This window comes from Streptomyces sp. NPDC101225 (genome assembly GCF_044767585.1).
Lineage (GTDB): Bacteria > Actinomycetota > Actinomycetes > Streptomycetales > Streptomycetaceae > Streptomyces.
In genome coordinates this window covers 100,970-124,219 of sequence record NZ_JBIWOE010000026.1, presented here as the reverse complement: position 1 = coordinate 124,219, position 23,250 = coordinate 100,970, and the positions used below count along the sequence as shown (strand labels likewise).

19 protein-coding genes and 1 tRNA gene are annotated in these 23,250 nt (G+C 72.2%); 5 read left to right on the top strand and 15 right to left on the bottom strand.

Annotated elements, in window-relative coordinates:
• Nucleotides 1–125: 125 nt before the first annotated feature.
• From ACIRPX_RS30470 to pgsA, 7 genes are all read right to left on the bottom strand, one after another.
• Nucleotides 126–878: a YebC/PmpR family DNA-binding transcriptional regulator gene (locus ACIRPX_RS30470; protein ID WP_404201192.1), complete on the bottom strand. Its 753-nt coding sequence runs from the start codon at nt 876–878 to the stop codon at nt 126–128.
• Between the two features lie 49 nt (nt 879–927).
• Entirely contained in the window at nt 928–1,533 is a 606-nt protein-coding gene (pdxT, locus tag ACIRPX_RS30465; protein WP_404201190.1) for a pyridoxal 5'-phosphate synthase glutaminase subunit PdxT, read from the bottom strand.
• Between the two features lie 16 nt (nt 1,534–1,549).
• On the bottom strand, nt 1,550–2,461 hold the full coding sequence (gene pdxS, locus ACIRPX_RS30460) for a pyridoxal 5'-phosphate synthase lyase subunit PdxS (protein WP_404201188.1): 912 nt from the start codon (nt 2,459–2,461) through the stop codon (nt 1,550–1,552).
• A gap of 116 nt (nt 2,462–2,577) precedes the next feature.
• Entirely contained in the window at nt 2,578–3,129 is a 552-nt protein-coding gene (locus ACIRPX_RS30455; protein WP_404201186.1) for a hypothetical protein, read from the bottom strand.
• A gap of 72 nt (nt 3,130–3,201) precedes the next feature.
• On the bottom strand, nt 3,202–4,368 hold the full coding sequence (locus ACIRPX_RS30450) for a glycosyltransferase family 4 protein (RefSeq protein ID WP_404201184.1): 1,167 nt from the start codon (nt 4,366–4,368) through the stop codon (nt 3,202–3,204).
• Nucleotides 4,365–5,291 (bottom strand): phosphatidylinositol mannoside acyltransferase, encoded by a 927-nt coding sequence (locus tag ACIRPX_RS30445; RefSeq protein ID WP_404201182.1) that lies wholly within the window; start codon nt 5,289–5,291, stop codon nt 4,365–4,367. The genes ACIRPX_RS30450 and ACIRPX_RS30445 overlap by 4 nt, the downstream gene beginning before the upstream one ends.
• A complete protein-coding gene (gene pgsA, locus ACIRPX_RS30440; protein WP_404201180.1) occupies nt 5,288–5,968 on the bottom strand; it encodes a phosphatidylinositol phosphate synthase in 681 nt (226 codons plus the stop codon). Before pgsA ends, ACIRPX_RS30445 begins: the two co-directional genes overlap by 4 nt.
• Nucleotides 5,969–6,243: 275 nt before the next feature.
• On the opposite strand from pgsA, the gene ACIRPX_RS30435 reads away from it, so the two are divergent.
• Both ACIRPX_RS30435 and ACIRPX_RS30430 read left to right on the top strand, forming a co-directional pair.
• Nucleotides 6,244–8,442, top strand: coding sequence for an elongation factor G-like protein EF-G2 (locus ACIRPX_RS30435; protein WP_404201178.1), 2,199 nt, complete (start codon nt 6,244–6,246; stop codon nt 8,440–8,442).
• Between the two features lie 218 nt (nt 8,443–8,660).
• A complete protein-coding gene (locus ACIRPX_RS30430; RefSeq protein WP_404201176.1) occupies nt 8,661–10,322 on the top strand; it encodes a hypothetical protein in 1,662 nt (553 codons plus the stop codon).
• A 73-nt stretch (nt 10,323–10,395) separates the two neighbouring features.
• On the opposite strand, the gene ACIRPX_RS30425 is transcribed toward ACIRPX_RS30430, so the two are convergent.
• Nucleotides 10,396–10,944, bottom strand: a complete 549-nt coding sequence (locus tag ACIRPX_RS30425) for an HIT family protein (RefSeq protein WP_404201174.1) — start codon at nt 10,942–10,944, stop codon at nt 10,396–10,398.
• Nucleotides 10,945–11,023: 79 nt separating this feature from the next.
• Between ACIRPX_RS30425 and ACIRPX_RS30420 the strand changes: the two genes are divergently transcribed.
• A complete protein-coding gene (locus ACIRPX_RS30420) occupies nt 11,024–11,683 on the top strand; it encodes a potassium channel family protein (protein WP_404201172.1) in 660 nt (219 codons plus the stop codon).
• 30 nt (nt 11,684–11,713) lie between these two features.
• On the opposite strand, the gene thrS is transcribed toward ACIRPX_RS30420, so the two are convergent.
• From thrS to ACIRPX_RS30405, 3 genes are all read right to left on the bottom strand, one after another.
• The gene (gene thrS / locus ACIRPX_RS30415) at nt 11,714–13,690 is read right to left on the bottom strand and encodes a threonine--tRNA ligase (protein ID WP_404201170.1); all 1,977 of its coding nucleotides are present in this window, start codon (nt 13,688–13,690) and stop codon (nt 11,714–11,716) included.
• A gap of 127 nt (nt 13,691–13,817) precedes the next feature.
• Nucleotides 13,818–15,053, bottom strand: coding sequence for a hypothetical protein (locus ACIRPX_RS30410; protein ID WP_404201168.1), 1,236 nt, complete (start codon nt 15,051–15,053; stop codon nt 13,818–13,820).
• The gene (locus ACIRPX_RS30405) at nt 15,050–15,673 is read right to left on the bottom strand and encodes a DUF4365 domain-containing protein (RefSeq protein ID WP_404201166.1); all 624 of its coding nucleotides are present in this window, start codon (nt 15,671–15,673) and stop codon (nt 15,050–15,052) included. Before ACIRPX_RS30405 ends, ACIRPX_RS30410 begins: the two co-directional genes overlap by 4 nt.
• Before the next feature lie 169 nt (nt 15,674–15,842).
• Here ACIRPX_RS30405 and ACIRPX_RS30400 point away from each other — a divergent pair, with 169 nt between their 5' ends.
• Nucleotides 15,843–16,568, top strand: a complete 726-nt coding sequence (locus tag ACIRPX_RS30400) for a 3'-5' exonuclease (protein ID WP_404201164.1) — start codon at nt 15,843–15,845, stop codon at nt 16,566–16,568.
• 138 nt (nt 16,569–16,706) lie between these two features.
• On the opposite strand, the gene ACIRPX_RS30395 is transcribed toward ACIRPX_RS30400, so the two are convergent.
• Both ACIRPX_RS30395 and ACIRPX_RS30390 read right to left on the bottom strand, forming a co-directional pair.
• Nucleotides 16,707–16,778: transfer RNA gene (locus ACIRPX_RS30395), tRNA-Val, on the bottom strand.
• Nucleotides 16,779–16,817: 39 nt separating this feature from the next.
• Entirely contained in the window at nt 16,818–17,264 is a 447-nt protein-coding gene (locus ACIRPX_RS30390; RefSeq protein WP_404201162.1) for an SRPBCC family protein, read from the bottom strand.
• A 66-nt stretch (nt 17,265–17,330) separates the two neighbouring features.
• Here ACIRPX_RS30390 and ACIRPX_RS30385 point away from each other — a divergent pair, with 66 nt between their 5' ends.
• Nucleotides 17,331–19,733, top strand: coding sequence for an SCO7613 C-terminal domain-containing membrane protein (locus ACIRPX_RS30385; RefSeq protein ID WP_404201160.1), 2,403 nt, complete (start codon nt 17,331–17,333; stop codon nt 19,731–19,733).
• A gap of 32 nt (nt 19,734–19,765) precedes the next feature.
• On the opposite strand, the gene ACIRPX_RS30380 is transcribed toward ACIRPX_RS30385, so the two are convergent.
• Nucleotides 19,766–22,501, bottom strand: a complete 2,736-nt coding sequence (locus ACIRPX_RS30380) for a Tat pathway signal sequence domain protein (RefSeq protein WP_404201158.1) — start codon at nt 22,499–22,501, stop codon at nt 19,766–19,768.
• 150 nt (nt 22,502–22,651) lie between these two features.
• Nucleotides 22,652–23,242, bottom strand: coding sequence for a hypothetical protein (locus ACIRPX_RS30375; RefSeq protein WP_404201157.1), 591 nt, complete (start codon nt 23,240–23,242; stop codon nt 22,652–22,654).
• Nucleotides 23,243–23,250 lie beyond the last annotated feature (8 nt).

Below are 23,250 nucleotides of genomic sequence, written 5' to 3'. Positions count from 1 at the left end.
GCGCCCCACCCCGTTGGTTTATTTTCTAAGCCCCCCGTGCTTCCCCGCGCCCCCCAACAGGGGGGGGGGGCGGGGGGGCGTTTTGGCCCCCCGGCCCCGCCGAAACCGCTCGGTTCGCGGCAGCGTTACGCGTCGACCTTCTCCATGACCTCGTCGCTGACGTCGAAGTTGGCGAAGACGTTCTGCACGTCGTCGCTGTCCTCCAGCGCGTCGATCAGCTTGAAGATCTTCTTCGCGCCCTCCTCGTCCAGCTCGACCTGCATGGTCGGGACGAAGTTGGCCTCGGCGGAGTCGTAGTCGATCCCGGCGTCCTGGAGGGCGGTGCGGACGGCGACCAGGTCGGTGGCCTCGCTCAGCACCTCGAAGGACTCGCCGAGGTCGTTGACCTCCTCGGCGCCGGCGTCCAGGACGGCACCGAGGACGTCGTCCTCGGCGAGCTCGCCCTTGGGGACGATGACGACGCCCTTGCGGTTGAAGAGGTACGACACCGAGCCCGGGTCGGCCATGTTGCCGCCGTTGCGGGTCATGGCGACGCGGACGTCGGAGGCGGCGCGGTTGCGGTTGTCGGTGAGGCACTCGATCAGCACCGCGACGCCGTTCGGGCCGTAGCCCTCGTACATGATCGTCTCGTAGTCGGCGCCACCGGCCTCGAGACCACCGCCGCGCTTGATCGCGGAGTCGATGTTCTTGTTCGGGACCGACTGCTTCTTGGCCTTCTGGACGGCGTCGTAGAGCGTCGGGTTGCCGTCGAGGTCCACGCCGCCCATCCGCGCCGCGACCTCGATGTTCTTGATGAGCTTCGCGAAGAGCTTGCCGCGCTTGGCGTCGATCACGGCCTTCTTGTGCTTCGTCGTGGCCCATTTAGAGTGGCCGGACATCTGCCTGTCTCCTTCGCGTAACCCATCTCTGCAACGAACTCCAGAGATCCTACAAGGACTCCGGTGTCCGGTAGGCGCGCACCATGTCGACGAAGAGCGCGTGCACGCGGTGGTCGCCGGTCAGTTCCGGGTGGAACGACGTGGCGAGCGCGTTGCCCTGGCGGACGGCCACGATGTGGCCGCCGTGCTCGGCGAGCACCTCGGCCTCGGCGCCCACGGACTCGACCCAGGGGGCGCGGATGAAGACGCCCTCTACAGGATCGCCCTCCACACCCTTGACGTCGACCGCCGCTTCGAAGGATTCGTTCTGCCGCCCGAAGGCGTTGCGGCGCACGATCATGTCGATGCCGCCGATCGTCTCCTGGCCCGAGCGCGGATCCAGGATCTTGTCGGCGAGCATGATCATGCCCGCGCAGGTGCCGTAGACGGGCATGCCGGCGCGCACGCGCGCGCGGAGGGGCTCCATCACGCCGAAGAGGACGGCCAGCTTCGAGATCGTGGTGGACTCGCCGCCGGGGACGACGAGGCCGTCCACCGCGGCGAGTTCCTCGGGGCGCCGCACCGGCCTGGCCACGGCGTCGGCCGTGGCCAGTGCGGTGAGGTGCTCCCGTACGTCGCCCTGAAGGGCCAGGACGCCTATGACAGGAGTGTTCATGGGAGAGCCGTGGTCCTTACCAGCCGCGGTTGGCGTAGCGCTCGGCCTCGGGGAGGGTGTCGCAGTTGATGCCGACCATGGCCTCGCCGAGGTTGCGGGACGCGTCCGCGACGATCTTGGGGTCGTCGTAGAAGGTGGTCGCCTTGACGATGGCGGCGGCACGCTTGGCCGGGTCGCCGGACTTGAAGATGCCGGAGCCGACGAAGACGCCCTCGGCGCCGAGCTGGCGCATGAGCGCGGCGTCGGCGGGGGTGGCCACGCCACCGGCCGAGAACAGCACCACCGGGAGCTTGCCGAGCTCGGCGACCTCCTTGACCAGCTCGAAGGGGGCGCGCAGCTCCTTGGCCGCGGCGTAGATCTCGTTGTTGTCGCAGCCGCGCAGCTTGGCGATCTCGCCCTTGATCTGTCGCAGGTGGCGGACGGCCTCGACGACGTTGCCGGTGCCGGCCTCGCCCTTGGAGCGGATCATGGCGGCGCCCTCGGCGATACGGCGCAGGGCCTCGCCCAGGTTGGTGGCACCGCAGACGAAGGGGGTGGTGAAGGCCCACTTGTCGGAGTGGTTGACCTCGTCGGCCGGGGTGAGGACCTCGGACTCGTCGATGTAGTCGACGCCGAGGGACTGCAGCACCTGGGCCTCGACGAAGTGGCCGATGCGGGACTTGGCCATGACCGGGATCGAGACGGCCTCGATGATGCCCTCGATCATGTCCGGGTCGGACATGCGGGCCACGCCGCCGTCCTTGCGGATGTCGGCCGGGACCCGCTCCAGGGCCATGACGGCGACGGCGCCCGCGTCCTCGGCGATCTTCGCCTGCTCCGGCGTGACGACGTCCATGATCACGCCACCCTTGAGCTGCTCCGCCATCCCGCGCTTCACGCGCGCGGTGCCGGTCGCGGGGGCCTGGTTTTCGGAGAGCGTGCTGGACACGGATGACCTCACTGAAGTGAAAGAGGGTTGCTGCAAGCTCCGAGGAAACGCGATGGGGTCAGTCCACAGCAAGGGCCAATGGGAAGCCGGTGGATCCTTTTGCCGCCGCGGCGGCCCTACGACTGCTGGGGAGCGCGGTCGGCCAGCGCCGTCGGCGGCTCGTCGTCCATCTCGAAGGCCATCGGGAAGGGGGCGTGCCCGGCCAGGCGGAACCAGCGCACCTTGCGATGTTCGCGCAGACGGCGGGCCGCGCCGACGGCGTCGTTGTGGAAGCGACGGGCCATCGGGACGCGGCGCACGGCCTCGGTCAGCTCCCGCAAGGCCTCGTCGCCACCGGGCGCCGCGCGCACCGCGTCCACCTGCTGCGCCTCCGCGAACACCACGCGCAGGGCCTGGCTCAGCTCGCTCTCGGCGACCTCCCGCTGCTCCTCCTCGGTCTGCCGCGCCGCGTGCGCGGCCTCGTACAGGACGATCGAGGCGGCCGGGTCCAGGACGCCGGAGGTGGCCAGTTCCTGGGCCACGGAGGCCCTGCGCAGCAGCTGCGCGTCGAGCGCGGCGCGGGCCGCGTCGATCCTGGCGTGCAGCCGGTCGAGCCGGCCCGCCGTCCAGCTCAGGTACAGGCCGACGGCGGCGAGGACGACGAGAATCCAGATCAGGGTGACGGTCACGGGGGCACACGTTACCCGGGCGTTCACGGGCAGTTGCGGTCGGCGGCGGGAGGGTTCCCGCGCGGGCGCCGGTCAGTCGCGCGCCAGCCCGAACCGCGCCCGCAGGCCCGGCCCCCGCTCGTCGGCCGCCGCGACCGCCGCCGCGCCCGCCGTCACCGTCTCGTACACGGAGAGGATGTCGGCCCCGACCGTCGACCAGTCGAAGCGGCGTACGTGCTCGCTTCCGCGCTCCCGCAGCTCGGCCCGGCGCGCGGGGTCGCCCAGCAGCCGCACCGCGGCCTCCGCCAGCGCGTCGGAGTCCTCGTTGGCGAACAGTTCGCCGGCCGCTCCCTGGTCCAGCACCTGCGCGAAGGCGTCCAGGTCCGAGGCGAGGACCGGCGCGCCCGCCGACATCGCCTCGACCAGGATGATCCCGAAGCTCTCGCCGCCGGTGTTGGGGGCGACGTACAGGTCGACGCTGCGCAGGAAGCTGGCCTTCTCCTCGTCGCTGACCATGCCGAGGAACTCCACCCGCGGGCGCAGTTCGGCGGCCAGTGACTCCACCGCCTCCTTCTCGTCGCCGCGGCCCGCGACGAGCAGCCGGGCCCCCGGACGCTCGGCGAGGATCTTCGGAAGGGCCTTCATCAGGACGGGCAGGCCCTTGCGGGGCTCGTCGATGCGCCCGATGAAGCCGATGGTCTCGCCCTGCCACTCGGGGTTGGGCTTGGCCCCGGCGAAGAAGTCGACGTCGACGCCGTTCGGGATGACGACGGCGTCGCCGCCCAGGTGCTCCACCAGCGTGCGGCGCGCGTACTCGCTCACCGCGATCCGGGCGCTGATCTTCTCCAGGGCCGCCTGCAGGATCGCGTACGCGGCGATCATCGCGCGGGAGCGGGGGTTGGAGGTGTGGAACGTGGCGACGATCGGGCCCTGCGCCGCCCAGCAGGTGAGCAGGCCCAGGGAGGGCGAGGTCGGCTCGTGGATGTGGATCACGTCGAACCGGCCGTCGTGCAGCCAGCGGCGCACCCGCGCCGCCGACAGGAAGCCGAAGTTCAGCCGCGCCACCGAGCCGTTGTACGGCACCGGGACCGCGCGGCCGGCCGAGACGACGTACGGCGGCAGGGGGGTGTCGTCGTCGGCGGGGGCCAGCACGGAGACCTCGTGGCCCAGCCCGATGAAGTACTCCGCCAGGTCGCGGATGTGGAACTGGACGCCGCCCGGCACGTCCCACGAGTACGGGCAGACGATGCCGATCCTCACGGCCGCTCCCCTGCCGCGATGTCAGCCGGGCGGGGCTGAAGGTCCTTGAGCCACAAGCGCTGCAGCATGTGCCAGTCCTCCGGATGGTCCGCGATCCCCGTGGCGAAGGCGTCGGCCAGCGCCTGTGTCATGACAGACGTCTTCTCGGGCCGGTCACCTGTCTCGGGCACCTCGATCGGAGGATGCACCCGCCCCTGCATGACCGGCGTGTCGTCGTACCAGAGTGTCACCGGCAGGAGCAGCGCGCCCGTCTGCTGGGCGAGCAGGGCGGGTCCGGCGGGCATGCGGGTGGCCTCGCCGAAGAACCGGACCTCGACGCCCGAGGTCGACAGGTCGCGCTCGGCGACCAGGCAGACCAGGCCGCCGTCGCGCAGCCGCCGGGCCAGCGTGCCGAAGGCGCTGCCGCCGCTGTGCGGCAGGACCTCCATGCCCAGGCCCTCGCGGTAGGCGACGAAGCGGTCGTAGAGGGTCTCGGGCTTGAGGCGTTCGGCGACCGTGGTGAACGGCGTCTCGAGCTCGGTGGTGACCCAGGCCCCGGCGAGGTCCCAGTTGGCCATGTGCGGCAGTGCCAGGATGACGCCGCGGTCGGAGGCGATCCCGTCGGTGAGGTGGTGCACGTCCTTGGGGTCGAAGCCGCCCTTTATGCGCTCCGCGCTCCAGGCCGGGAGGCGGAAGGACTCCATCCAGTAGCGCAGGTACGACCGCATGCCCGCGCGCGAGAGCTCGGCGAGGCGCTCGGGGCTCGCGTCGGGCACCACGCGCGCGTAGTTGCTCTCCAGGCGCCGCACGCCCTTGCCGCGCCGTTTCCAGGCGAGGTCGGCGACGCTCCGGCCGAGGCGTACGGCGACCGGCTCGGGGAGCTTCTTGACGGTGCTCCAGCCGAGGCCGTACAGCCCGTCCGTCAGCCGGTCCCGTGCCCTCACTTCGCCGCCTCGCTCCCGTGCGGGGCGTTCTCCGGCGTGCCCGCCGCGGCCTCCGCCTCGGCCGACTCCCGGCGGATGGTGACGACCCGCTGGATCAGCGTGACCAGGCTGCCCACGGCGACGATCCACAGTGCGACGGGCAGCAGGTACTGGATGCCCGGCACCCCGAACTTGTGCATCCCGGCGAAGCCGGCCGCGACCAGTGAGATGACCAGGCGCTCGGCGCGCTCGACGAGGCCGTTGACGGCGACCGGCAGTCCGATGGACTCGCCCTTGGCCTTGGTGTACGACACCACCTGGCCGCTGGCCAGGCAGAAGATGGACACGGCGCACAGGACGTTGTCGTCGCCGCTGCCCGCGTACCACAGAGCGAAGCCGCCGAAGATCGCGCCGTCGGCGACCCGGTCGAGGGTGGAGTCGAGGAAGGCTCCCCACCGGCTGGAGCGGCCCAGCTGGCGGGCCATGTTGCCGTCGACGAGGTCGGAGAAGACGAAGAGCGTGATCACGACGGTGCCCCAGAAGAACTCGCCCCTGGGGAAGAAGACCAGCGCGCCGGCCATCACTCCGGCCGTACCGATGAGCGTCACCGTGTCGGGACTGACGCCCCGGCGGATCAGAAACGCGGCGAACGGTGTGAGGACACGCGTGAAGAATGCACGCGCGTACTTGTTCAGCATGGCCTTCCCGACGGTCGGTGTGGCCGGCTCGGCCCCTGCTGGCCACCGGCTGGCCCATCGTAGCCACGCGCGCGCGTGTGCGACGGTCGGGCACCCGCACGCCGTCGTCACGGCCTGACGGCAGACGGGTAACGGCGCGATCGCGTCCTTCGTATGGACGCACCGTGACGGGAGTGGAAAGCTCGAAGGACCGCGGGCGTCGTCGGAGCCGCCACCGCACGCGGCCCGGCATGCCCGCGCCCACAGAGACCTCACCGTGCACGGGAGGCAAGGCCATGGGCGACAAGGCAAGCACACACCCCGGAGCCGCCGGCAGGGCTACAGCGGCCGACCACCCCGCGTCCGTACGGAATGTGGTGCTGGTCGGCCACTCCGGATCGGGCAAGACGACACTGGTGGAAGCTCTCGCGCTCACCGCGGGAGCGGTGAACCGGCCGGGCCGTGTGGAGGACGGCGGCACCGTCTCGGACTACGACGAGATCGAGCACCGGCAGAATCGTTCGGTACAGCTCTCCCTGGTGCCCGTCGAATGGGACGGCATCAAGATCAATGTCCTCGACACCCCCGGATACGCCGACTTCGTCGGAGAACTGAGGGCCGGTCTGCGAGCGGCGGACGCGGCCCTTTTCGTCGTCTCGGCCTCGGACGGCGTGGACGGCTCGACGCGCATGGTGTGGGAGGAGTGCGCGGCCGTCGGCATGCCACGGGCGATCGTGATCACGCATCTGGAGTCCGCCCGCGCGGACTTCGAGGAGATGACGCGGGTCTGCGCCGAGGCGTTCGGCGGCGACGACCCCGACGCCGTGCTGCCGCTGTACCTGCCGCTGCACGGCCCGCAGGGACCCGACGGGCACGCGCCCGTGACGGGGCTGGTCGGGCTGCTGTCGCAGAAGCTGTTCGACTACTCCTCCGGCGAGCGCAAGGAGTCCGAGCCGGGCGAGGACCAGCTGCCGCGGATCGACGAGGCCCGCAACCGGCTGATCGAGGGGATCATCTCGGAGAGCGAGGACGAGACCCTCATGGACCGCTATCTGGGCGGCGAGCAGATCGACTTCAAGACGCTCGTGGAGGACCTGGAGCGGGCCGTCGCGCGCGGGGTCTTCTTCCCCGTCCTGGCCGCCGCCCCCGCGGTCGAGGGCGCCCGGCAGGGCATCGGCACGATCGAACTGCTGGAACTGGTCACGGGCGGCTTCCCGACGCCGTTCGAGCACCCCACGCCGGGAGTCACCACCATCGACGGCAAGCCCCGCGAGATCAAGGCGTGCGACACCGAAGGACCGCTGGTCGCCGAGGTGGTGAAGACGTCCTCCGACCCCTACGTCGGCCGCGTCTCCCTGGTCCGCGTCTTCTCCGGCACCCTGCGCCCCGACGAGACGGTGCACGTCTCCGGGCACGGCCTGTCCGACCGCGGGCACGAGGACCACGACGTCGACGAGCGCATCGGCGCGCTGTCGACGCCCTTCGGCAAGACCCAGCGGCCGGTGACGCACGCGATCGCGGGAGACCTGGTGTGCGTGGCGAAGCTCGGCCGCGCGGAGACCGGCGACACCCTCTCGGCCAAGGACGACCCGCTGCTCATGGAGCCGTGGGAGATGCCCGACCCGCTGCTGCCGCTCGCCATCCAGGCGCACAGCAAGGCGGACGAGGACAAGCTCTCCCAGGGCCTGTCCCGGCTGGTCGCCGAGGACCCGACCATGCGGCTCGAACAGAACCAGGACACCCACCAGGTGGTGCTGTGGTGCCTGGGCGAGGCGCACGCGGACGTGGCGCTGGAGCGGCTGCGCAACCGCTACGGCGTCCAGGTCGACGTCGTACCGCACATGGTCTCCCTGCGGGAGACGTTCGCGGCCAGGTCGGCGGGGCGCGGGCGCCATGTGAAGCAGTCCGGCGGGCACGGGCAGTACGCGATCTGCGAGATCGAGGTGGAGCCGCTGCCCGGCGGCTCGGGCATCGAGTTCGTGGACAAGGTCGTCGGCGGCGCGGTGCCGCGGCAGTTCATCCCCTCGGTCGAGAAGGGCGTGCGCGCCCAGGCCGCCAAGGGGGTCGCGGCCGGGCATCCGCTCATCGACGTCCGCGTGACGCTGCTCGACGGCAAGGCGCACTCGGTGGACTCCTCGGACGCCGCCTTCCAGACGGCCGGCGCGCTCGCGCTGCGCGAGGCCGCCGCCGACGCGAAGATCCATCTGCTGGAACCGGTGGCCGAGGTGTCGGTGCTGGTCGGCGACGACTACGTGGGCGCCGTGATGAGCGACCTGTCGGGGCGGCGCGGCCGGGTGCTGGGCACCGAGCAGACCAGCGGCAACCGCACGCTGATCCGCGCCGAGGTGCCCGAGATCGAGATCGGGCGGTACGCCGTGGACCTGCGCTCCCTCTCGCACGGCACCGCGCGCTTCAACCGTGCCTACGCACGGCACGAGCCGATGCCCCCGCAGATCGCGGAGAGGATTCGTGAGGAGGCGCGCGCCGCCTCGTAGGAGGCGCCGGGCGCGTCCGGGCCGCTCGTACGGACCGCCACCCTCCCCGCCGGCGGACGGCTTCGGCCGTCCGCCGACGGATGTCGGTGCCTGCCGATACGCTGATGACGTGATCAAGTCGGCGCGGATTCGGCGCGCCGTCCTGATCAACAGGTGTGCGGAGCAAGGAAGTCGGGAAGAGCCGCAGAGGCGACGTCGGGCGGCGATCGGGGGCGGGCATGACCGTTGAGAGCGGCTACGGGGACATCTTCGGGCCCCAGGTGCCGCGCACGGGCGACGAGGGCCAGACCGCGACGTACGCGCTGGCCTCGGCGGCCTACCGGGACAACCCGGTCGCGGAGATCAAGAAGGCCGACAACGAGTGGCACGAGACGACCCTCAAGCCGGGCCGGAAGTGGACCACACTGTTCCGGCCCAACCTGGGTGAGGCCTACTCACGGGCCGTCGTCGACCGCATGGTGGGCCCCGGCCGCAAGCCGCTCATCCAGTCCTTCGGGGCCGAGCCGCAGGTCGTCGTGGAGCACGCCCTCGCGGCGAACAACATCCGCAAGGACCGGGACAACAGGCTGTCCGTCGTCATGGTGCTGTGCGGCCTGCTGTTCCTGCCGGGACTGCTCGTCTGGCTGATGATCTTCACGATCCGCCAGACCGTGGCCAGGCGCGACGACAAGCGGGCCGGCGCACTGGCGACGACCCTGCTGGTGGCGGTGGGCGCGTTCGCCGTGATCTTCCTGATCCGGATGCCGTTCGAGGGCTTCTGGGCCTGGTATGCGCGCGCCTGCGTCATCATGCCGGTCATCGGCTGGTTCTGGGCCAAGCAGATATGCGAGCGCACGGCGAAGGACCTGCGCGGGCGCTGGGACAGCCTGCTCGCCGGCAGCAGCGTCGGCGCCAAGGTGCCCGAGGCGGTACCGACCGGCCCCGGCGAGACGAAGGCGGACGCGCTGCGCCAGTCCCTGGCCAAGCTCGCCGCCGAGCAGCAGTCCAACTCGGTGTTCTACGCCGGGCCCAAGGGCATCCTCGGCATGGGCACCCGCTGGGGCAGCTGGCAGCTCGCGGAGGATCTGGTTCCGGCCGACCCGACGCGGGAGATCCACCCGTTCCGCAGCTGGGACGTCATCCGCGCGATCCAGGACCAGCTGAGCATGCTGGAGCGGAACACGCTCAACACCGGCGGCTTCCCCAAGCCCTCCATACGGCACTGGATCGTCACGCCGATCGGCGAGGGGGCGAAGGCGGTGTCCCGTCCCGAGGGCACCGACGTGGAGGCGTACCAGGTCAGGACGCACGCGATACAGGACATCTGCAACAAGCAGCAGTTCGGCGCGGGTGACCGGCACTACCTGGGCGTCCAATGGACGCTGTGGGACGGCCAGTTGATCATCACCATGATGATCACGGTGACCGTGCTGCACGAGACGCTGCGCATCGAGGTCACCGGCCATGCGCTGGGCCCGGTGAACTCCCTGTTCACCAGCAAGCCCGAGGCACCCTCCAAGCAGGTGCAGAAGTCGTTCAAGCCGTGGGAGACCCGGACGGTGAGCCTGCCGCTGGTCGACAGCGACGAGGTGGTGCGGCTGTCCGTGCGCGCCCCGATCTCCTGGTACCCGCCCCTGCTGAACTGGCTGGGCGGCACGATAGCCCTGCCGGAGCCGTTCGGGATGCGGCACGCCTGGGCCGACCAGCCGTGGCGGCACCGCTTCATGGCGGACGACGCGTTGCGTGCGGCCACGCCGGTGCTGCGCGTGGTGCACGCCGCGGCGATCCGGGTGCTGAACGACAACGGCGTGAACACGGAGAAGTTCGGCACGCGCTCGGCGTTCCTGTCGACGGCGGTCCAGGACGCGACACCGAAGAAGGCGGACCTCTACGACGCGTAGACCGCCGGCCGCGGCCGCACGGCGGCTGTTGGACACGGGGGCGGGGGTGGTCCGGGGGACGGGCCGACGCCCGTCACACGGTCGGCCACGCGTCCGCCAGCATCTTCCTGGTGTCCGCCAGCAGCTGCGGCAGCACGCGCGTGTGGCCGACGACCGGCATGAAGTTCGTGTCACCGCCCCAGCGCGGGACGATGTGCTGGTGAAGGTGGGCCGCGATGCCCGCGCCCGCGACGGTGCCCTGGTTCATGCCGATGTTGAAGCCGTGCGCCCCGGAGGCGGTGCGCAGCGCCGTCATCGCCTGCTTGGTCAGCTCGGCGAGCTCCGTGGTCTCGGCGTCCGTCAGGTCCGTGTAGTCGGCGACGTGACGGTAGGGCACGACCATGAGGTGGCCGCCGTTGTACGGGTACAGGTTGAGCACGGCGTAGACCTGGTCACCGCGCCGGACGATGAGCCCGTCCTCGTCGGACTTGGCCGGGATGGAGCAGAAGGGGCAGCCGTCGCCGGCACCCGGGCCGGTCGGCTTGTTCTCGCCCTGGATGTAGGCCATCCGGTGGGGCGTCCACAGACGCTGGAAGGCGTCCTGCGTCCCCACTCCCCGCTGCTGCTCCGGCTCACTCGTCATGCAGTGCAGCATATGGCGTCGCCCGTTCGGAGCGTGTCGGCGGGGTTGCGGGAAAAGCACCTCGCGCCAAGCTGGGGCGGTGGACGATGACAGCCGCAGGGCCCGCTGGGACGAGCACATGGACATGCCGCTCGCGGTGGCGTCGATGGTCTTCCTCGCCGTGTACGCGATCCGCGTCCTGGCCCCCCGGCTGCCCGAGATCTGGCGCACGCTGGATCTCGCGGTGCTGCTGGCCGCCTGGGCGCTGTTCGCCGTCGACTACGCGGTGCGCTGGTGGCTGAGCGGGCAGGGGCTGCGGTTCGTACGGACCCATCTGCTGGACACCGTGGTGCTCGTGCTGCCGCTGCTGCGGCCGCTGCGGGTCGTCCGGGTCTACGAGACCGTGCAGCGGCGGCACGGCAAGCCTCGGCTGGCGCTGCACGCGCGTGTGATGGCGTACGCCGGGCTGTCCACCCTGCTGCTGGGCTTCACCGGCGCGCTCGCCGTGTTCCAGCAGGAGCGCGGGGCGCCGGGCGCCACGATGCGCACCTTCGGCGACGCGGTCTGGTGGACCTGCTCCACCCTGGCCACCGTCGGATACGGCGACGTCGTCCCGGTGACGCCGATGGGCCGGCTGATCGCGGTCGGGATGATGGCCATGGGGCTCGCCCTGCTCGGTGCCGTGACCGGTACGTTCGCCTCCTGGCTGCTGCAGACCTTCTCCCGCGAGGACGACGACGAAAGGCCCCCGGGAGACTGAACCTCCCGGGGGCCTTCGCCGAGCGGCGGATCAGACCTGGGCGCGCTCCTCCACGACCTTCACGATCTTGGCGATGGCGTCGTCGACCGGGATGCCGTTCTCCTGCGAGCCGTCGCGGTAGCGGAAGGAGACCGAGCCGTTCGACATGTCCTCGTCGCCCGCGATGACCATGAAGGGCACCTTCTGCTTCTGGGCGTTGCGGATCTTCTTCTGCATGCGGTCGGAGGAGGAGTCCACCTCGACCCGCAGCCCCCGCTTCTTCGCGGCCGCGGCGAACGTCTCCAGATACTCGACGTGCGCGTCGCCGATCGGGATGCCGACCGCCTGGACCGGGGCCAGCCAGGCCGGGAAGGCGCCCGCGTAGTGCTCCAGGAGAACGGCGAAGAAGCGCTCGATGGAGCCGAAGAGCGCGCGGTGGATCATGACCGGGCGCTGCTTGGTGCCGTCCGCGGAGGTGTACTCCAGGTCGAAGCGCTCCGGCAGGTTGAAGTCGAGCTGGATCGTCGACATCTGCCAGGTGCGGCCGATCGCGTCCTTGGTCTGGACGGAGATCTTCGGACCGTAGAAGGCGGCGCCGCCCGGGTCGGGGACCAGGGGCAGGCCCTGCTTCTCGGCGACCTCGCGCAGCGTCTCCGTCGCCTCCTCCCAGGCCTCGTCGGAGCCGACGGACTTCTCCGGGTCCTTGGTGGACAGCTCCAGGTAGAAGTCGGTCAGGCCGTAGTCGCGCAGCAGGCCGAGGACGAAGGTGAGCGTCTTGTCGAGCTCCTCCGACATCTGCTCCCGGGTGCAGTAGATGTGCGCGTCGTCCTGGGTGAAGCCGCGGGCGCGGGTCAGGCCGTGCACGACGCCGGACTTCTCGTACCGGTAGACGGTCCCGAACTCGAAGAAGCGCAGCGGCAGTTCACGGTAGGAGCGGCCGCGCGCGTCGAAGATCAGGTTGTGCATCGGGCAGTTCATGGGCTTGAGGTAGTAGTCCACGCCCTCGTCGAGCTGCATGGGCGGGTACATGCCGTCGGCGTACCAGTCCAGGTGCCCGGACGTCTCGAAGAGCTTCCCCTTCGTCGCGTGCGGGGTGTAGACGAACTCGTAGCCCTCCTCCTCGTGCCGGCGGCGCGAGTAGTCCTCCATCACGCGGCGGACGATGCCGCCCTTGGGGTGGAAGACGGCGAGGCCGGAGCCGATCTGCTCCGGGACGGAGAACAGGTCGAGCTCGCTGCCGAGCTTGCGGTGGTCGCGCTTCTCGGCCTCGGCGAGGAACTCGAGGTACGCCTTCAGCTCGTCCTTGGACGGCCAGGCGGTGCCGTAGATACGCTGCAGCATCGGGTTCTTCTCGCTGCCGCGCCAGTAGGCGGCCGCGTTGCGCATCAGCTTGAACGCCGGGATGTTCCGGGTGGTCGGCAGGTGCGGACCGCGGCAGAGGTCCTTCCAGCACAGCTCGCCGGTCCTGGCGTCCAGGTTGTCGTAGATCGTCAGCTCGCCGGCGCCGACCTCGACGTCCGCGCCGTCGTCGTGCGACGCGGCGCCCTTGAGGCCGATCAGCTCCAGCTTGTACGGCTCGTCGGCGAGCTCTTCGCGGGCCTCCTCGTCGGTGACCACGCGGCGGGAGAAGCGCTGGCCGCGCTTCTGGATCTCCTGCATCTTCTTCTCGATGGCCTTGAGGTCATCGGGGTGGAAGGGCTTCTCGACGTCGAAGTCGTAGTAGAAGCCGTCCTTGACCGGCGGGCCGATGCCCAGCTTGGCCTCGGGGAACAGCTCCTGCACGGCCTGTGCCATGACGTGCGCCGTGGAGTGGCGCAGGATGGCCAGACCGTCCTCGGAGGAGATCTCGACCGGCTCCACGACCTCGCCCTCGGCCGGCGCGTACGCCAGGTCCTTGAGGTCACCGCCCACGCGCGCGGCGACGATCGAGCGCTCGCCGGCGAAGAGCTCGGCGGCCGTAGTGCCCGTCGTCACCACGCGCTCTTCCCGCTCGGAATCGCGTTGGATGATCACACGGACGTCTGACACCGGTCTCTCCTGACTGCAGGTGGGGTGCGGCGCCATACCAGGAGCGCGCGCAATAGGGGATCGTACCGACCCCGGCCCGCCGACCGCGAAACGGCCGCCTTCCGGGAAGATCCGGAGCGGCCCGGGATCAGCCGCAGTCCTCCCCGCCGCGGGCCTCCTCGAAGAAGTCGAGATTCTCCTGCAGCGACTTCAGCAGCCGGTCCCGCTCCGCCTCCTCCACCTGCACCGGTACGACCCCCGAAGCGCCGGTCAGCCTGCGGAAGCCGCCCCGGGACTCCAGCCGCCCGTGCAACCGCACCGGCAGCCCTACGAGGTGGGCGTGCCCGGCGATGCGGTAGTCCTCCTCGTCGAGGGTGATCCGGACGTGCGGGACCTCGGCTCCCGCGATCACGCGCAGCCGCACACTGCCCTCGCCGCGCGGCCCCGGCCTGCGCATCCGCACCACCGTGCCGGTGATCCGGACGGGCACGGACGGCTCCTCGCGCAGATAGCGGGCGCCGGCCTCGCGCAGCACGGGCAGGTCGCCGGGCGAGAACTCCACCGGCTCGACCCCCGCCACACAGTCCTGCGGCACACCGGCCGCCGGTGCCCACTGCACTCCGATCCTGGCGCCCTCGGCGCCGCTGACCAAGGCGATCAGCGCCTCGGTCAGCTCCCGGCTCACGCCCGCCGCGACGGCGCCGTCGAAGGCGTCCATGCCGCCGGTCGCACGCCGGTAGTCGACGGCCTCCCGGGCGGCGTACAGCGCCTGGTGCAGCCGTACGGCGAGGGGCCGTCCGGTGCCCACGGGCACGAAGGCGGTGAGCCGGCCGTCACCGGCGGCGGGCCCCACGAGGACGCTCTCCAGCAGGGCGGCGGCGCCGCGCCGGTGCCGGGCTCCGTGGTAGCCGGCACGCGCGCGGGTGGCGAGCGCGGCGGCGAGCAGCATCCGGCGGGCGGCGGTGCGCAGCTGCTCCGCCACGCTCCAGGGCGTGGCGTCGGCGGGGCCGGCCGGCGCGTCCCGCCACCAGCGGATCTCGTCGCTGGGCACGGTGAGGCCGACCAGCACCTCGCGGGCGGACGGCATGCCGCTGCGGCTCAGCGCGAGCAGCGCCTCGCCGAGCAGGTCGTCGCTGTCGGGGAAGGCGCGGCTCTCCGGCACGAGCAGGCTCGTGCCGGAGCCACCGGGGCCGGGCGGGGTCCAGCGGCCGTAGCGCCCGGCGGCACCGCCGCGGCGCTGCCAGCCGTGCCGCTGCAGCAGGGCGCCGAGCACGGCGGGGTCGACCCGGCCGGGCTCGGGCGTCCGGTGCCAGGCCGCACCGGCGGTGTCGTCGGGGTGCGACCTCACCGGCCGGAGGGGCTCCTCCAGGGGGCGGTGCGTCATGGTCTGCCTCCCGTCCCGACCCGCGTCATGATCTCGCACAGCGCACGGTCGTCGAAGATGCGCGCGGTCGATATCCGCACGGTGGTCCGGGTCCGGCCGGTGACCGGGTGCCCGGCGAGGTTGACCCAGTAGCAGCAGTGCCTGAGGTCGAGCCGGTCGTGGCTCGCCCTGAGCCAGTCGTCCTGGGCGCGCGGGACGAGCATCACCACCAGGATCTTGTGCACCGACACGGGCGTGCGCGCGAGTTTGCGCAGATGGTCGTTGTCGAGCGTGAAGGAGAAGAAGCGGCCCATCACGCGGGGCGGGGGCGCGGCGCCCTCGGCCGAGGGCGCCGGCGGAAGGCGGGCCGGCGGGTTCGGTGGCACCTGGTACGTGCACTTGAGCTGTACCTTGATGGTGACCTCGTCGTCGACGGTGTGCCCGGGGGAGCCGTGACTGACGTGCCAGTCGATGCCGTTGTCCGGGAACGGTTGCGACAGCGAGCAGCCGGCCGCCGCGGCGACCGCGTGCAGATAGCCCACCTGCAGTGTCTCCATGCACGCGGTGGTGGCGAGTGTGCCGCGAAGGGGGCCCGTGCGTTCGGGCAGCAGCCCGCCCCGCTCGGGCTGCGCTATCGCCATGACCAAACAGCCTTCCAAGCCAAGTGTTTCCCTGCTGCGGGCCGCTGAACTGCAAAGACCCGCACTCCTGTTGTGTCCTTCCGGCGTACGCCGCAAACAGCCCGGGTATCACCAAACAGGCAGAAGACGGGACGTCAGCTGCCGTGGGTGAACGAGGAGTTGTGCGGACATGACGTGCTGGTACGAGGGGCCTCTGGCCGCCTTCGACACGGAGACCACGGGCGTCGACGTCGAGACCGACCGGATCGTGTCGGCCGCCGTCGTCGTCCAGGACGCCCCGGGGTCCCGGCCCCGGGTGACCCGATGGCTGGTCAACCCGGGCATGCCGGTGCCGGAGGCGGCGACGGCGGTGCACGGGCTGACGGACGAGCACCTGGCGCGCAACGGCCGCTGGCCGGCGCCGGTGATGTACGAGATAGCGGAGGAGCTGGCCGAGCAGGCGGCGATGGCGCGCCCGCTGGTCGTGATGAACGCGCCCTTCGATCTCACGCTGCTGGACCGCGAGTTGCGCCGACATCGCGCCTCGTCACTGGACCGCTGGTTCGAGGCGTCGGCGCTGCGCGTGCTCGACCCGCGGGTCCTGGACAAGCACCTCGACCGCTACCGCAAGGGCCGCCGCACGCTGACCGACCTGTGCGCGCACTACGGCGTCGAACTGGAGGGCGCGCACGACGCGGCCGCCGACGCCCTGGCCGCCCTGGACGTCGTACGGGCGCTGGGGCGCCGGTTCGCCGCCCGCCTCGAACGCCTCTCCCCCGCCGAGCTGCACACCCTGCAGACGACATGGCACGCGGCCCAGGCACGCGGTCTTCAGGCGTGGTTCGCCAGGAGCGGCACGGAGGAGTTCGTCAACCCGGAGTGGCCGCTGCGGCCGGACCTGCCGGCGGCGGCATGACCGCTGCCGCCGCGCCGACCGGCACCGCGGCCCGGGGCGTGGAGGCGGAGCCCCCGCTCGGCGCGGCGAAGCGGCGCACAACACGACGAGAGCGACGCGGTCCGCACGTTCTGCGGACACACGTCGCTCTCGCGAACGTGGGCGATACTGGGTTCGAACCAGTGACCTCTTCGGTGTGAACGAAGCGCTCTCCCACTGAGCTAATCGCCCGGGAACGGACTGAACAATACAGGTCCCGGCGGGCTTGCATCAAACCGCTTCCAGGTGGGCGGCCAGCCCCCGCCGTCCCGCCCGCATCATCAGCCGGTGGTTGGCGCGGAACAACGGCCGCCCCGGCACGGCGAACCTCCTGAGCAGCGGCTTGCGCACGTCGACGGCCTGCTCGTAGCGGGCGAGGGTGCCGGCGCCGGCCGCGGTGACCGTCCAGCGGGCCCAGCCCTCGACGTCGCCCGTCATGGCGATCTCCAGGACACCGGCGCCGGGGTCGCGCCGCGTCTCCCGGGCGGTGAAGCGCAGGTCGTAGGGGAGCAGTGAGCGGATCCGGATGACCCCGGTGGTGTCGTCCAGCCGGGTCACCTCCCGCACCTGGGGCCACCAGCGGGGGTAGTCCTCGGCCCGCTCCAGCGCCTGGTAGACGGTGGCGGGCGCGACGGGCAGCGACCAGATACTGCGGAAGCGGTAGTGCGTCCAGTCCATGCAGGGAGTGTGCCCGTGCGCAGGGCGTTCCGCCCGGATCTGAGTACGTTCTGAGTACGCGGACTCATGTCGCGTGACGTGACGCGGACCACACTCACTGCCATGACGCATGTTCCGCCCCCGGCCGAGGAGTTGCGCCTCCTCGACGCCGAGCTGCGGCAACTGGACGCCCGCCGGGCCCAGTTGCTGCACCGCCGCGGCCGGCTGGTCGCCGCGCTCCGGGCCGTACCGGCCGCCCCCGCGCGCCCGGTACGGCAGGCCCCCCTCGGCCCGCCGCGGCCGGAGGCCACGGCGCCCGGCGTGCAGAACCTCCTCCTGCTGCTCGGCGGCGTGCTGCTCACCCTCGCGGCGACGGTCTTCACCCTGGTCAGCTGGGGGCACATGGGGATCGCGGGGCGGGCGCTGGTGCTCGGCGCGGTGACGGCGGCCGCGCTCGCGGCGCCGCTGCCGCTGCTGAGGCGCGGGCTGAGCTCGACCGCCGAGGCGGTGGCGGGCCTGGGGCCGGCGCTGACGGTGCTGGACGCGTACGCGGTGCGGCAGGTCGCCTTCACCGGGGCGGACACCGCGGCGTACACCGCGCTCGCCTCGGCGCTGCTGGCCGCGCTCTGGACGGCGTACGGCCTGCTCCCGCGCGTGTCGGGGCTGCGTCTGCCGCTTCCGGCGGCCCTGGCCGCGGCCCAACTCCCCCTGCTGTGCTGGGCGATCTCGGTCTCGGCGGGTGCCTACGCGATCACGGCCGCGCTGGTGCTGACGGCCGGGATCGACACCGTTGTGGCGCTCCGGGTGCCCGCCCGGTCGGTACGCGTCCCCGCCGTCGTCGGCGCGTACGGCATGGGCGGCTGGGGCGCACTGGCGGCCGGCTGGCTCTCCTGGGGAGCAGCCGGCCCGAGCGCCGCCGCCCGTGCGGCGGCGCTCCTCCTCCTGGCGGCGGCGATCGCGCTGGTCGCGGCCCGGCGGCTGCCGGACCCGGCGCTGCCGACGCTCAACGCCGCGGCGGGCTGGCTGCTGCTGGTCGCGGCGGTGGGCGGCGTGCTGCGGGCGACGCTGCCCGGAGGATGGACCGTACCGGGTTATCTGGCCTGTGGCGTCGCCCTGCTGGCGGTGCGGACACGGCTCCCCGGGGTCGTGCGGCACGGCGCCGTGCAGGCGTCGGGCACCGTGCAGGCGGCCGCGCTCGTGTGTGCGCTGCCGCTCCTCGCGGTGGCGCTGCTGGGTCCGCTGGGCCAGGTCGCCGATCCGTGGTCCGGCGCACCGTCCGGCGCGCGGGCCGCGGTGACCGTCCACACGCCGTGGCCGCCGTACCCGTGGCAGCTGCTGCTGGGCCCGGTGGTGGTCGCGGCGGTGGCGGCCTGCCTGGTGCGTGACGAGGCCCGGCTGCCCTGGGCGCGGACCGGCGCGGTCTGCCTCGTCTGGGCGACCGCCATGGCGGCGCCGGCCACCTTCCAGCTCCCCTACACGGCGGCTCTGCTGCTGCAGGGCGCGGCGACCGCCGCGGTCCTCGCGGCGGCGGCCCTCCGCCTGCTGCCGGCGGCCACCACCGCGCTCGCTCTCGGCGGCTCGGTCCCGCTCGTCCTGCTCTCCCTGCCCTCCGAGACGGCCACGCTCACCGTGCTGTCCGTCCTGACGGCAGCATGCGCGGCGGCCTCGGCACGAGCGCACCTGGCACCCTTCACCGTCCCCGCCTCGCTCGTGCACGGCACCGCGCTCGCCTGCGCGACGGGTGCGGCGACGGGCCGGCCCGCAGCGCAGACGGCACTGCTGGTCCTGGCCGTCCCGCTGGCCGCGGCCCTGGTCGCCCCCCGCCTGGACGGCCCCCACGCGCGCGTGGGGGCCGAAGTGACCGGCGCCGTCGCGGGGCTGCTCGCCATCGGCCTCGCGATCACCACCCCGCCGATGCTCGCCCTGGTGCTCGCCCTGTGCGGCGTGATCGCGGCCGGTACGGCGGTGCGCCCCGACCGGCGCTCCCTCGGGCATCCGGCCGCCGTCCTGTTCGTGCTGGCCGGCTGGGTCCGGCTGGCGTCCTGGGAGGTCGGCACGGTCGAGGCGTACACGCTCCCGGTCACCGTCCTGGCGCTGTGCGTCGGTGCCTGGCGCCGGCACCGCGATCCGCGGGTGCCGTCCTGGACGGCGTACGGCCCGGGGCTCGCCGCCACCCTGCTGCCCAGCCTGGTCGCGGCCTGGCACGACCCGCACGGGGCGCGCCCCCTGCTGCTGGGCGCGGCGGCCCTGCTGCTCACCCTGCTCGGCGCCCGGCACCGCCTGCGGGCACCCCTCGTGCTCGGCGGTTCGGTGCTGGTCCTGGACACCCTGCACGAACTCGCCCCGTATCTGGTCCAGATGACCGGCACACTCCCCCGCTGGGTACCTCCCGCCCTCGCCGGACTCCTGCTGCTCGCCCTCGGCGCGACGTACGAGCAGCGCATCCGGGACGTCCGACGGGTGCGGGAGGTCCTGGGGCGGATGAGCTGACGCACCCTCAGGGTTGCTCCTCCGGAACGGTGTCACGGCATCCTGTCGCCCAGCAGAGCCAGGTTCTCGATGGCGGCGAGGCCGTACAGCGCGGTGTCGTTGGACGACACCCACGCGGCCTCGTCACCCGCGACCAGGGTGAGCGGGCCGCTCAGCTTCTCCGTCGTCCACGGTGAGGACTCCTTGTAGCCGTCGGAGTCGTAGAACTTGGCCCAGGCGCGCCGGGCGAGCGTCTCGTCGCCGGTCCGCACGGCGGCGTACGCGTCGAGGCGCGAGTGGCCCTGGAAGAGCAGCAGGGTGCCGAAGTCGGACCCGTAACGCGCCGCCTGCTCGGCCTTGGTGGCGTTGAAGTAGCGGCAGTAGTCGAAGTACGCCTCGTCGAAGCCGGGCACGTCGACCAGGTCGATCAACTCGGCGCACAGCTCGTTGAGGCCGAAGACGGCCGAGAGGTGGGACACGGAGACCACGGGCTCGGCGGCGACGGCGAACTCTCCGGTGTCCAGGTCGTACAGCCCGCTGCCCTGCACGAAGCCGTTGGGCTGCGCGGCGATGCCCTTCATCGTCGACAGCACCCGCGCCCTGGCCTTCTCCCACTTCGGGCCCCTGCGCTCCCACTCGGTCAGCCAGGCCGACACCAGGCCGCTCCAGTCGGTGCCGAAGCCGATCGACAGGGCGTGCCGGTCCGGCGTGTAGGGATCGGTGCGCACCTTGCGCAGCGGGTCGAGGACCAGGAACGTCTCGTCCGAGTCGACGTTGGCGTGCATGAGGTCGCCGACCCGTTCGTCCGCGGTGAGGAAGTAGTAGTGGCGCCGGTAGGTGGTGTTGGCGATGCGCTGCTGCTTGGCGCTGTCGGCGAAGTGCTGCACGCCGTGCCGGGTGCCCAGACCCGCCCACTCGCCCAGGTGGTAGACGTCGACCTCGCCCGTGTGCCGGGTGAGCGCCTCGGCGAAGCGGAAGATGTCCGCACGTCCGGAGCGGAGGTAGGCGAACCAGAGCCAGAGGTCGGGCGACAGCTCGGAGTTGTCCCAGGCGTAGCCGCCGATGTCGTAGCGCCACTGGTGGCGCACGGTGTCGTAGGTGTGCATGAAGTCGCCGTAGTCCCAGAAGCCGTACCAACGGCGTTGCTCCACCTGGTCCTTGTAGTAGGTGAAGAGGAAGTCGAGGTGGTCCTCGATCTTCGCCTTCGCCGCGGTGGACCGGTCGGGCTCCGCGTAGAGCCCGGGCCCGAAGACCTCGGCCCCGATGAGCTGCCGGGGCGGCGCCGCGAGCTGCGGCAGCACCCGTACGGCCGCGATCTGGCGGGCGAGTTCCTCCGGGTCCGGCGTGGACTCGTTGGCCCAGAAGAGGAGTTCGGAGGTGCGGGCGATGCCGTAGGGCGTGCCGAAGGCCGGCTCGTAGTCCTCGTAGGTGATCTGGAGGCCTTCGAGCTGCTTCGCGTACGTGTCCTGCCCCATGCCGTCGTGGTAGAAGCGCAGGTCCATGGGCCGGGCCTCGGGCGACCAGAGCCAGAGGGTGACCTCGGCGGCGTCGGTGTGGGCGTCGCGGACGTCCAGCTGGGCCGGGTACTTCTCCCAGAAGTCCCGCAGGCCGAAGGAGAGTCCGCCGCTCACGCCGCCGACGTAGCCGAAGCCGGAGGCCCGGCGGCCGCCGCCGGCGCCGATCCAGCCGTATCCCTTCCCGGTGCGCTTGCGCAGGGTGAAGCCGTCGGCCGAGAGCTGGGAGAGGGTGTAGTCGCCCCACTTCGGGATGTACGGGAGCCGGGTCGTCACCCGCTGGTCCCAGGTGGACGGGTCGGGCAGCCGCCGCCCCGCGTACTGCGCCGCCTGCACGGCCGCGCCCGGGTCGCGGCGCAGGCCGGTGATGCCCTGGACGGCCTCGCGCAGCAGGCCGGTGCCCTCGCCGCCGATCCTGATGTGCCGGTCGTAGGCGGCGTCCCGCATCGGCACGGTGAAGCGGACGCCCAGCCCGCCGATGAAGTCGCCGCTCGCCCTGCCGGGCTCCTGCGTGCCGTCGTAGGTGATGGTGTGCACCATGCGGAAGGAGTCGGCGCCGGCGTAGAAGTACAGCCGGATCGAGAACGGCAGCCAACTCCGGTCGCCCTTGCGGTGCTTGCCGTCGATGCGGACCACGGCCCGGACCGGTCCGTCCTGCTCGACGGTGACCTCGCCGATCACCCCGTCGAAGCGCTCGCTGCGCACCGTGCCCTGGTCCTCGTCCTCGATCTCGGGCCGGCGGATCAGGACGAGCCGGCCGTTCCTGGCGATCTCCGCCGGACCGCGGGTGACCGACCTGATGAGCGTGGAGCCCTGCCTGCCGATCCTCGCGGTGATGACGCCGGTCGACACGTCGATGGTGCCGCCGCGCCGGTCGACGGTGACCTCGTGTTCGGGGGCGGCCGCGTCGCCGGTGGTCAGGGTGAGCTTGCCGGAGCCCGAACTCACGGCGTGCGCCGTCCATTTGAGGGAGCCGTCCGGCCAGTACGCGATCGGCCACGACTGCACGGGCACGGCCGTGCCGTCCGCGTCCGTCAGCGCGAAGGACCGGCCGGGCCGGTGGGCGCCCTTCGGCCAGGGGACCCCGACCGTGGAGCCGGGTGCGGCGCCCAGGCCGCCGTCCTCCAGCCAGTCCAGGGTCACGGGCTCGGCGGCCGCGGCCTCGGCTCCGGGCGCGGCCTGCGCGTCCTTGGCGGCCAGCGCGGGGCCGAACTGCGCGGCGGCTCCGGCGACGACGGCCGCCTTCAGAAGGGATCTGCGGGGGATGCGAGACATGAGAGCTCAGCCTTTCCTTTTTCTGCCGGAAGCAGTTCCGGGTCGGAGGTCAGGTGCATGACAGATAGGTCAGGGACATGACAGGTAGAACGCGGCGCGGGAGCGCCGGCCTGGTGCGAGGGGCGCCGGTGGTACGAGGGGCGCCGGCGGTCAGCGGCGCCGGTGGCGCTCCTCCACGGCGACGGCCGCCGCCGCGACGGCTCCCAGGACGGGGACCGCCAGCGGTGCGACGAGCAGGGCCGAGCAGGCGACCAGGGCCACTCCGCCGACGAGCAGGAAGGAGCCGGCGGGATCGAGAACGGTACGGCGGCCCGCCGCGGCGAGCAGCGCCGGCCAGCCGGCCCCCGGCTCCCAGGCCGCGGACGCCCGCAGCCCGGCCACCGCGAGACCGATCAGCGCGACCAGGCCGGCCGCCGCGGCGAGCGGTCCCCCGGGCAGCCCGGCGCGCACGGCCCGGACGTCGCACCAGGCCAGGCCCACCGCCGCCCACCCGGCCAGCCCGACGGCCCAGCCGCCCCGCGCGGCCGCCCGGACGTCCCGCGCGAACTCCCGCCAGCCGCCGCCCTGATGGGCGGTACGACGGCGCAGATGACGCGCCCCCGCGGCGAAGGCCGCCGGGACGGTCACCACGCCGAGCGAGGCGAGCGCGATCCACACCCCGGTGAGCAGACACTCGGCGAAGACGCCGAACCGCTCCGCGAACACCGACTGCCTCGGTGCCTTCACGCGTGCTCCGGCCATGGTGACCG

What these genes read in the sequence shown, in the direction of transcription:
- ACIRPX_RS30470 (WP_404201192.1), bottom strand. Translation starts at nt 878, where the DNA reads ATGTCCGGCCACTCTAAATGGGCCACGACGAAGCACAAGAAGGCCGTG.
- pdxT (WP_404201190.1), bottom strand. Translation starts at nt 1,533, where the DNA reads ATGAACACTCCTGTCATAGGCGTCCTGGCCCTTCAGGGCGACGTACGG.
- pgsA (WP_404201180.1), bottom strand. Translation starts at nt 5,968, where the DNA reads ATGCTGAACAAGTACGCGCGTGCATTCTTCACGCGTGTCCTCACACCG.
- ACIRPX_RS30435 (WP_404201178.1), top strand. Translation starts at nt 6,244, where the DNA reads ATGGGCGACAAGGCAAGCACACACCCCGGAGCCGCCGGCAGGGCTACA.
- ACIRPX_RS30430 (WP_404201176.1), top strand. Translation starts at nt 8,661, where the DNA reads ATGACCGTTGAGAGCGGCTACGGGGACATCTTCGGGCCCCAGGTGCCG.
- ACIRPX_RS30425 (WP_404201174.1), bottom strand. Translation starts at nt 10,944, where the DNA reads ATGACGAGTGAGCCGGAGCAGCAGCGGGGAGTGGGGACGCAGGACGCC.
- ACIRPX_RS30410 (WP_404201168.1), bottom strand. Translation starts at nt 15,053, where the DNA reads ATGACGCACCGCCCCCTGGAGGAGCCCCTCCGGCCGGTGAGGTCGCAC.
- ACIRPX_RS30405 (WP_404201166.1), bottom strand. Translation starts at nt 15,673, where the DNA reads ATGGCGATAGCGCAGCCCGAGCGGGGCGGGCTGCTGCCCGAACGCACG.
- ACIRPX_RS30400 (WP_404201164.1), top strand. Translation starts at nt 15,843, where the DNA reads ATGACGTGCTGGTACGAGGGGCCTCTGGCCGCCTTCGACACGGAGACC.
- ACIRPX_RS30390 (WP_404201162.1), bottom strand. Translation starts at nt 17,264, where the DNA reads ATGGACTGGACGCACTACCGCTTCCGCAGTATCTGGTCGCTGCCCGTC.
- ACIRPX_RS30385 (WP_404201160.1), top strand. Translation starts at nt 17,331, where the DNA reads ATGTCGCGTGACGTGACGCGGACCACACTCACTGCCATGACGCATGTT.
- ACIRPX_RS30380 (WP_404201158.1), bottom strand. Translation starts at nt 22,501, where the DNA reads ATGTCTCGCATCCCCCGCAGATCCCTTCTGAAGGCGGCCGTCGTCGCC.
- ACIRPX_RS30375 (WP_404201157.1), bottom strand. Translation starts at nt 23,242, where the DNA reads ATGGCCGGAGCACGCGTGAAGGCACCGAGGCAGTCGGTGTTCGCGGAG.